Genomic DNA, 9772 nt, shown 5'->3' on the forward strand with positions numbered 1-9772 from the left:
AAATTACTCCGGAAGAATGTTTTCAAGTTCCCACAGACTCGTAAGCTCTTCACGCTGACGAACCAAATGAGTTTTATCGCCATCAACCATCACTTCTGCCGCACGCGAACGAGTGTTGTAGTTGGATGACATTGCGAAGCCATAAGCACCTGCTGAACGAACAGCCAATAAGTCGCCCTCTTCAAGAACAAGGTCACGATCTTTACCTAGGAAGTCACCCGTTTCACATATAGGGCCAACTAAATCGTAAGTCACAGCTTCACCCTGGCGCGGGCTAACTGGAACAATATCTTGCCAAGCTTGGTAAAGTGCAGGGCGCATCAGGTCGTTCATTGCCGCATCGATAATGGCAAAGTTCTTATGCTCTGTTGGCTTAAGGAACTCGACTTTTGTTAATAATACACCAGCGTTAGCCGCAATCGCTCTTCCTGGCTCGAAAATCAGCTCTAGATCAGAATGATTGTCTAGGCGAGCCAACAAGGCTTTCGCGTAGTCAGAGGGCTGTGGTGGTAATTCATCACGATAAACCACCCCCAAACCACCGCCAACATCAAGATGCTTGATGTTGATATCGTTAGCTCGTAGTTGATCGATCAACGCAAGCAAGCGATCAGTGGCATCGATGAAAGGTTCGATATCCGTTAACTGAGAGCCGATATGGCAATCAATACCATGGATAGACAAGTTATCGAGTGTTTTAGCAAACGCATAAACAGCAGGAGCACGATCGAAGGCGATACCAAACTTGTTATCACGCAGACCCGTAGAGATATAAGGGTGAGTATTGGCATCAACATCAGGGTTGATTCTCAGTGAAATCGGCGCTTTAACTCCAAGTTCACCGGCCACTTTATTCAGTCGCTCCAGTTCTGGCTCAGACTCTACGTTGAAACATTTAATGTTCAACTCAAGCGCTCGCTTCATTTCTGCGGCTGTTTTGCCGACACCAGAGAAAACAACTTTCGCCGGATCGCCACCTGCAGCAACCACACGCTCTAGCTCACCACCAGAAACGATGTCAAAACCAGAACCCAAACGAGCTAAGGTATTCAACACACCTAGATTCGAGTTAGCTTTAACGGCGTAACACACCAAATGCGGGTGCTCACCTACCGATGAGTCAAATGCGTTCCAGTGACGTTCTAATGTGGCACGAGAATATACATACAGCGGTGTACCATATTGCTCTGCTAGTTGTGAAAGTGCGACGTCCTCAGCCCAAAGCTGGCCATCTTCCTGATAGTTGAAGTAATCCAAAGTTCTTATCCCTTATAAATAACGATTTCTGCGTGTTTCACTTATTGTGATTGTTCAGTCTGTTGAACTTCATCAGGATCATACAAAGGACCCGTTTGACCACAACCAGAAAGTCCAATAACGGACACCATAAACAGAGCGGTAATTAGTTTTTTCATTTTGCACATCGTGATTATTAACTCAATGCCCCCTATAATCGCACCACACTCAGGAAAAGCAATAGGATAGAAAGGATGAACGAGACTGAATTTCATAAGCTGGTCGATATACAGATGCAAAACATCGAAGAAGCGATCGATGAATCAGAGGCAGATATTGATTATGAAGTGACTGGTAACGTAATGACGTTGGAGTTTGAAAACCGCAGCCAAATTATCATCAATCGCCAAGAACCAATGCGTGAGATCTGGTTAGCGTCTAAATCTGGCGGCTTTCACTTCAAGCTAGTTGACGACAAGTGGACATGTTCAAAGACGGGCATGGCGTTGTTTGAGATGGTCAAAGAAGAGTGCGAAAAGCACGCAGATGAAGAGATTAATTGGGTCTAATCATTTGTAAGCAAAACTAAAAAGGAGTGAATCAATCACTCCTTTTTTAATATCAATCAGTCTTGGTAAGACTAGATATTGACTATCTTTGAGCTCCGAGAAGCTAAAGTCGCATCGTTACGATATGGCACCACATAAGAGTTACCTTCTTCAGGGTGAACAATTTGGTAGTACTGAGGTAGGTTAAAGTTAATCAACTTAGACGACACCTTTGACTCATCTTTTACTGAAGTGTAGAAAGAATTCACGCTTGCGATCATCTCATCTTTTTCACCGCTGTACTGGTGATACACCTCAACCTGATTCGACTCGTCCAATACATAAATATTGAAACCTTTGTCGGTATCCTCAAAGAAAAATTGAATTAAACCTTCACTCGCAAAACCATCAACCACTTCTGGTAGCTGATACTCTTGCTCTTTATCGAGCATCAGTAAAGGTGAGCCCTTCAGCTTATTCGTCGAGATACTACGATAGAAATCGACCGAGTTTTCCAACATCTGTACCGATACGCCACGACGTTCAAAGAACAGACCAAACATTTTGTTTGCCAGGCGAATAGCTTTAAATCGGCGGCGTTTCTCTGGCTCAATTGGTTTTAATCGCAAATCGATACACTCAGCAAGCAGTTGATACACCATATTACGCATCACACCGCGTAGGTTTTTGCTGTAACAGAACACATCAACCGACTCTGGCGGCAACGCATCCTGGTGCATTTTACCCAGTACCGTCTTCAGCGCGTCGAGCATCGCGGTTTCACCTTGGAAATGAAGTGTACGAACTTCATGCCAAGAGTTCCGATAAACCAGATCGACACTACCGACTAAGCTCTTACCTTCTTCACCAAAACTGAAAATATCGGCATTCTTAAGATCCACTTTTAATGCGCGACCACTTAATTCAGACGTCGGGTCATTTTCAAAGTTGATGAACATCGCCAGTTGGCTTATCTCACACGGGCTCGCCAGTGCCTGCATACTCGGTCGACGCTTACGCAAAGAGAAGGTATTACGTAGATCGCTCACCATTTGATAAAATTTATCGATATCAATATGAGCATCTCGAACCACAGAGTGCAAACGCGTCGACTCTGTAATTAGGCCATTAAAGAACGACCAAGCAACCAACTTACTCAAGTACTCATGGTGCTCAAGTGAAGGCTGACCGAGAATGCGATGTGCAATCAAAGGCTGTTTGTACAAGTACCAACCCGCTTTATTTGACTGACCCTGACGAACTTCGATAAAGCTCAAATCAGGCTCATGGAGATCCGGGGATATTTGTGGATTCAGTAGCGTCACTTTGCCTGGTAACACCTCAAACGCAGCGTAAAGTTTACGTGCCAAGATACTGATATCTTGCGGGCTGATAGCTGAAGTGATGTCGTTACGACGTGCAAATTGAATCAGGTTACGATAGCTCAGCATCAAGGCATCAAGCAGGGCATGGTGCACCACTTTAACCTGCTCAACCTTCCAGTTACGGCGGTTGTCGAGCTCAGCAATGGTTTCCTGTCCCCAGTTCCAAGATTTAGTCATCTCGGTTAAGGCTTCACGACGCCATGCGACAGAACCAATACCCGCATCTCGTGACAACTTCTCGTGGGTCTTAAGATAGAAGCAGCGTCTCACCAAATCCAATCGAGTATGGTCGTTGATACGTTCTAGGTAGCGAGTTACCTTCTCAAGCATCAGATAGTAGCTATCCATGCCATACAGATCAGGTTCATCTGCGAAGAAACGACGCTTGGTGTCAATACTAAGAAGCTGGGTGTTTGGGTATTCCCATGAATAAGCTTCTAACAGGATCGCCTTCAACACCGATTTATACGGTGAGTCGATACTCTTATAGAGCTGCCATAGGTTTGAACCAAAGTACTCTTCAGCAGGAATACTGTTCAGCTTGCCGAAATCGATCCACTGCGAGCAATCAAGATAACCATCGTTACATAAACCTTGGACATACTCGTCGTAGCACTCCTCCATTTCTGGCGGGATGATTTGCCACAACAAACGCTGGCCAGCCAAACGAACGGCTGAGCGATAGAACTCATCAAGCAGTAGTAAGTGCTGTGAAGAACCACAGTTATCACCGGTCATCTCTTCAGAATGATTCGAGCGGAAACGCTGTTCATCCATCAAAAAGAAGTTCGCTTCAACCCCTAAGGTTTCAGCCCAATCAGTAATAAGCAGACATTTATTGGTCAGGCTATCGCGAGATGCGCCATCCATATCTGGAGATACACACACCCAGATATCAAGATCACTTGAGGTACTTTGACCAATAGAAGAAGTACTGCCCATGGTGTACAAGCCCAAGATTGCTGGTTCAGCGGCCTCGGTAAGTTTTCCGCCCAGAGTTAATTCAGTATCAGAGACAAATTGCTTTTGGAATTCATTAAGCGTGAAGCTACGAATTCCAAAAGGAACTTGTTGGTCATAATAACCAGGCATCATCGGATGATTGAAGTGAAGCAGCGCGGGGATAAGGTTAAAAACTCGCTGGCCCTGCACATTCATCAACGCCAACGCACGATCAATGCGCTGCTGATTTAGATTGTCTAATCGTTGAATCAAAGTTTGAGTGTAAGCCTGCAAGGTAAGTCCTTGGTTTGAGATTAAGTGTACTTCTGTTTAGTTACTGAACGAAAGCAGCAACAAAACGTGATCAATTTAACACTTTTACCCTTATCGGTAAAGCAAAGGACGCCGTCATACTTACGAATCCCTTGATGACTGAAAGTAAAACTCGCGGCGCCGTAGTGTCCTCTTTATTGACTATTTCTAATAATAGCCCATGTTTCAAATGAGATACCAATCACACTATTTTGGTGAACTCATGAAATTCCCTCTGCTATCAAAGTATCGAATGATCAAACAGTAAGAATTTTCGCCTCACAATGGTAGGATTAGCCTATTACAGAACCTATATCGGAAACACCATGACAAATTCAGCACCAATTCGTATCGCGACCAGAAAAAGCCCTCTTGCCCTTTGGCAGGCATACTTTGTAAGGGATGCACTGCAAGCTGCTCACCCTGGTTTAGAGGTTGAGTTGGTAACTATGGTGACCAAAGGTGACATCATCCTAGACACGCCACTTGCTAAGGTAGGCGGTAAAGGGCTATTCGTTAAAGAACTTGAAGTAGCAATGCTAGAAGGTCGTGCTGACCTCGCAGTTCACTCAATGAAAGACGTACCGGTCGACTTCCCTGAAGGTCTAGGTCTAGTAACTATTTGTGAGCGCGAAGATCCTCGTGATGCTTTCGTGTCAAATACTTACAACAACATCGATGAGTTACCACAAGGTGCTGTCGTAGGTACATGCAGCCTGCGTCGTCAATGTCAGTTGCTAGAATACCGCCCAGATCTCATCATCAAAGAGCTGCGTGGCAACGTTGGTACTCGTCTAGGTAAACTCGATGATGGTCAATACGATGCTATCGTGCTGGCAGCAGCTGGCCTTAAGCGATTAGAGCTAGAAGAGCGTATCCGTAGCTTTATCGAACCTGAACAGTCTTTACCTGCTGTAGGGCAAGGCGCTGTTGGTATTGAGTGTCGTCTAGATGATGAACGTCTAATCAAGCTTCTTGAGCCACTGAACAACAAAGACACAGCCGATCGTGTGCTATGCGAACGTGCAATGAACCTAACTCTAGAAGGTGGTTGTCAGGTTCCTATCGGTAGCTACTCATTATTAGATGGCGATAATATCTGGCTACGTGCATTAGTAGGCGAACCAGATGGTTCTAAAATGGTTCGTGGTGAGATCTCTGGCCTTCGCAAAGATGCAGAAGCACTTGGCGTTACTCTGGCAAATCAATTGCTGGATGATGGCGCGAGAGAAATCTTAACCAAGCTATACGCAGACCAAGAATAACTATGACAGTGTTGGTGACTCGTCCCGGTTCAGAGGGACAATCGCTTTGCCAACAACTAGCGGATGAAGGGATTCAAGCAATCCATCATCCGCTTATTCGTATCGTTGATAATCCACACTCATCGGATTTAAGCACCCAGCTTAATAACAGCGATATCATTATTGCAGTCAGTCACCACGCCGTGACCGCTGCCCAAAACATCCTTTCGAAAACTTCATCTATTTGGCCAACTTCGCCGCTTTATCTTGGCGTTGGTCAAAAAACTGCGCACGTTTTAAGCAAAGTTAGTAAACAAAAAGTAAACTATCCCAAAGTGAGTGATAGTGAACATCTTCTCAAACTTACTGAACTTAATGGCGTAGATAATAAATCCATTTTGATACTGCGTGGAAATGGTGGGCGTGAGCTCATTAGAGATTCTCTACTCAATCGAGGTGCAAAAGTCTCTTATTGTGAGACCTACCGTAGAGAATATATTCCTATTAGCGACCACAATACCTATCAAACATGGATAAACAAAAAAACGTCCAAAGTTGTCATCACTAGTCAGGAACAATTGGAGTATCTCTGCTCAATTACCCCTGATGAGTATTTGGCTTGGCTTTCAACAAGACATCTATTTGTCCCAAGCCAGCGCATAGTAGAACGAGCACAACAACTCGGCTTCTCGAACGTGACCAATACTCACAGTGCTACGAACCAAATATTACTGGCTGCTCTCCGGCCCTAGCTAGAACAGGAAATAAGCATGACAAGCAAAAAAAATAATGAGCATATTGAACCTGAAAAGAAACAAGACACTCAGCCAGTAGTTGTTGAAAACGAAAAAGCTGACTCTGCAGAGACAAAACAACCTGAAAAGACGCTCGATGCCTCTGCGCCAAATACCGCTCAAAATGAACAGCCTCAAACCGAACATAAAGAGCAAATAGAGAAAGCGGAAAAGCAAGGTAAGCGCGGTGTCAAACTAGGCGCTATTGCGATCGCTATTTCTATTATTTTTAGCGGCGGCATCGCGTTTCAAATGCAGCAAAAGAGCGCTGAGTACTCAGCTCAGATCGCAGCTCTTCAAGCACAACTGCAAAATACTCAATCTGCAGTAAATAAAGACCTACAAACCATCAAGCAAGAGACCATCCAAGAAGCATCACATGCGGTGGAGAAAACTCAAGTCGTACAATCTCAGCAACAGAAGAGCATTCAAAGCCTACAGCTAGCGGTTGCTGACGTTAAAGGTCGCCGTCCAAATGACTGGTTGCTTGCTGAAGCTGATTACCTTGTGAAACTAGCAGGACGTAAACTGTTCCTCGAGCATGATGCCGTTAGTGCAACCAAGCTAATGGAAAGCGCCGATCAGCGTATCGCCGCACTGAATGACCCAAGCTTGGTCTCTCTTCGTCAATCAATGACCAATGACATTACTAAGCTTCGCACTATTCCTCTTATCGACCGTGATGGCTTAGTTCTACGCATCACAAGCCTACAACAACAAGTCGATACGCTGCCGCTTGCCAATGCAATCCTGCCTGAGGCTGCCGTTGTTGAGAAAAAAGCCGTATCTCAAGATATTAATGACTGGCAGAACAACCTGATGACGTCGATGAAAGACTTTTCAGAAAACTTCATCACATTCCGCAGTCGTGATGGTGAAGTTATTCCTCTACTCTCTCCTGAGCAACACTTTTACCTGCGTGAGAATATCAAGGGCAAACTAGAGACCGCAATTCGCGCTGTCTACAAAGAACAAGGTGATGTCTACAGTGCAGCACTACAAACAGCTAACGAGTGGTCGAAGTCCTACCTAAACCAAGATAACAACTCAGTGATTGAGTTTGAGAAGGCAATTAAGCAGCTGAGCGAGCAGAATATTTCTGTGAAATACCCTGTGAAACTTGAGTCTCAAAATGAGTTATCAGACGTTATACGTGAACGCCTACGTCGTGAAGTCACCGTTATGACCCCGGAGGAAAAATAATGATTCGTTGGATTTTTCTTTTTCTCGTTCTAGGTGCTGGGTTAATTGTTGGTACTCAGTTCTCTGGTCAACAAGGCTACGTTCTGATCTCAATTGCGAATAAGACCATTGAGATGAGCGTGACAACACTGGTTATCTTTGTCATTGCTCTTCTAGCGGCTCTATTCGGCTTAGAGTACCTATTTAAAAAGCTTATGTACGCAAGCTCGACAACTTGGAACTGGTTCAGTGTTCGTAAACTAAAGCGCTCTCGTCGTTATACCAATGAAGGCATCATCAAGCTTCTTGAAGGTGACTGGAAAGGCGCAGAGAAGAAGGTAACTCGCTGGGCTAACCACCACGACATGCCGCTACTTTGTTATTTAGTCGCATCTCAAGCGGCGCACGAACAAGGCAATACAAGTGAGCGTGATAAGTACATCGAGCTTGCTAGCCAACAAGAGGACTCTCTATTGGCCGTTGAGCTAACGAAAGCAAAACAACAGATCAGTGAGTCGAACTACGAAGCCGCATTCGATACACTTTCAACATTGAAAGGTTCGTACCCGAATAACACCGCCGTACTTGGCCTGCTAAAAGCCACTTACATGCAGCTTAAGCTGTGGCAGCCACTGTTAGAGCTAACGCCTAAGCTGGCTAAGAACAAGCTTCTTACACCTGATGAACAAGTTGAGCTGGAACAGAAAGCTCAATGTGGTTTGCTTCACGATGTGGCACAGCAGCAAGGTAGCGAAGGTTTAATCAGTCATTGGAATAAGCTTTCAAGAAAGCAAAAACAAAGCTCTCACCTTGTTTCTTGTTTTGTGAAGCAACTGATCGCTCGTAAAGCTGATTCAGAAGCCTTCACAGTGATTAAAGAAAACATTGCGAAGAGTGGTTCAAATGAGCTCTATATGTTGCTTCCTGAGCTAAATCTTGCCGATCACCACCCAGTAGTTGTGATGCTAGAGCGTGCTATCAGTAAAGATGGTGGCAATGCCGAAGCACACAGCGCATTGGCTCAATTCTACCTAAGAGAACAGAAGTGGGCAGAAGCACAAAGTCACTTTGAAAAAGCACTAGCACTTCGCTCAAATGTTTCAGATTACGGATACCTATCTGATGCCCTAGAGAAGCAAAACTTAACGAAAGCAGCTCACGAGGTTTCTCGTAAAGCACTCGCTCTCGTTCAACCAGCGTAATTCCAAACGACTCAAACTAAGCCGATGTCTAGCATCGGCTTTTTTGTATCTGTTATTTGCCCCTAGATAACTTCTACAACACCTATAAACCAAACTCATCGAACCCTACCCGTCCAACGCCACCAAACCTAGTGCACAAAAGTAACTATGAAATAGCGTAATAAAGCCTCCCAAACAAACGGAGAACGACACTAATTGTGTCTATATGTAGTTTTACGATTTTTATATACAAGCTCTTAGAAGAGGCTCGAGAGGTATGACGCCTGTAAGCTGAAGAGTAAAAGGAGCTCACTTTGAGAGAACACATTTAAAGATATTCACCAACAGACCGAAAGCCACGTTAAATCACGCTGAATTAGCAATTAAATGGCCATCAATATTCCAACTATAAAACGCTAAAGCCGGGGTTTCACGCAACTGCTTAATAGGTTCATCTATTAAGCAGTAGAGATATAGCAAGAGTTGCCGAACCAGCAAAACCTTGTGACTAGAGACGAGACATCTTTATCAACCAGTTCAAATTAGTAAGAAGTAAACCTCACTAAGACATTCTCTAAAGGTTAACCATTGAATCGATAGCCACAAATATCAACTAACGTAATCAAGCGCTTCTAGAAAGAGCAGGACTTTTATAATAAGTGTTGGAATATCAGAGCTCGAGCTCAACGGACAACGCTTCTACAAAACTCGAAGTTGAATAATAAGATTCATATGCCGGAAACGACGAAAGCCTAGTCGTCAGACTAGGCTTTCTAATATGTGCCGGAATAGCGTGAAGTGTAGGGTCTCGATGCCTTTACAGCACTCATACAATCTACAAGCAAAACTCTTTTCTTCAAATATAAAAAAGCCCTGCTATTTCTAGCAGGGCTTTTCTAATAAGTGGCGGAGTGGACGGGACTCGAACCCGCGACCCCCGGCGTGACA

General features: G+C 44.4%; 8 protein-coding genes. 5 read left to right on the forward strand and 3 right to left on the reverse strand.

Features of this window, described 5'->3' with window-relative positions; translation table 11 throughout:
• Positions 1-3 precede the first annotated feature (3 nt).
• Positions 4-1257, reverse strand: coding sequence for a diaminopimelate decarboxylase (gene lysA, locus ACED59_RS18400; protein ID WP_009848209.1), 1254 nt, complete (start codon positions 1255-1257; stop codon positions 4-6).
• 41 nt (positions 1258-1298) lie between these two features.
• On the reverse strand, positions 1299-1511 hold the full coding sequence (locus ACED59_RS18405) for a lipoprotein (RefSeq protein ID WP_009848208.1): 213 nt from the start codon (positions 1509-1511) through the stop codon (positions 1299-1301).
• On the opposite strand from ACED59_RS18405, the gene cyaY reads away from it, so the two are divergent.
• Positions 1491-1805, forward strand: a complete 315-nt coding sequence (gene cyaY, locus ACED59_RS18410; RefSeq protein WP_009848207.1) for an iron donor protein CyaY — start codon at positions 1491-1493, stop codon at positions 1803-1805. The genes ACED59_RS18405 and cyaY overlap by 21 nt on opposite strands.
• Positions 1806-1876: 71 nt before the next feature.
• Here the strand turns inward: cyaY and ACED59_RS18415 are convergent, their stop codons facing one another.
• Positions 1877-4405 (reverse strand): class I adenylate cyclase, encoded by a 2529-nt coding sequence (locus ACED59_RS18415; RefSeq protein WP_017098550.1) that lies wholly within the window; start codon positions 4403-4405, stop codon positions 1877-1879.
• A 344-nt stretch (positions 4406-4749) separates the two neighbouring features.
• On the opposite strand from ACED59_RS18415, the gene hemC reads away from it, so the two are divergent.
• Genes hemC through ACED59_RS18435 form a run of 4 tightly spaced genes read left to right on the forward strand, consistent with a single transcriptional unit; the run spans position 4750 to position 8845 of the window.
• Positions 4750-5688 carry a hydroxymethylbilane synthase gene (hemC, locus tag ACED59_RS18420; protein WP_017098551.1) on the forward strand — a complete coding sequence of 313 codons (939 nt, stop codon included), beginning with the start codon at positions 4750-4752 and terminating at the stop codon, positions 5686-5688.
• A 2-nt stretch (positions 5689-5690) separates the two neighbouring features.
• Positions 5691-6419 (forward strand): uroporphyrinogen-III synthase, encoded by a 729-nt coding sequence (locus ACED59_RS18425; protein ID WP_009848204.1) that lies wholly within the window; start codon positions 5691-5693, stop codon positions 6417-6419.
• Between the two features lie 18 nt (positions 6420-6437).
• Entirely contained in the window at positions 6438-7664 is a 1227-nt protein-coding gene (locus tag ACED59_RS18430) for a uroporphyrinogen-III C-methyltransferase (protein ID WP_017098552.1), read from the forward strand.
• Complete coding sequence (locus ACED59_RS18435) at positions 7664-8845, forward strand: heme biosynthesis protein HemY (protein ID WP_017098553.1); 1182 nt, start codon at positions 7664-7666, stop codon at positions 8843-8845. The genes ACED59_RS18430 and ACED59_RS18435 overlap by 1 nt, the downstream gene beginning before the upstream one ends.
• Positions 8846-9772: the final 927 nt, after the last annotated feature.

The sequence above is a fragment of the Vibrio sp. FF266 genome (assembly GCF_041439695.1).
Lineage (GTDB): Bacteria > Pseudomonadota > Gammaproteobacteria > Enterobacterales > Vibrionaceae > Vibrio > Vibrio tasmaniensis_A.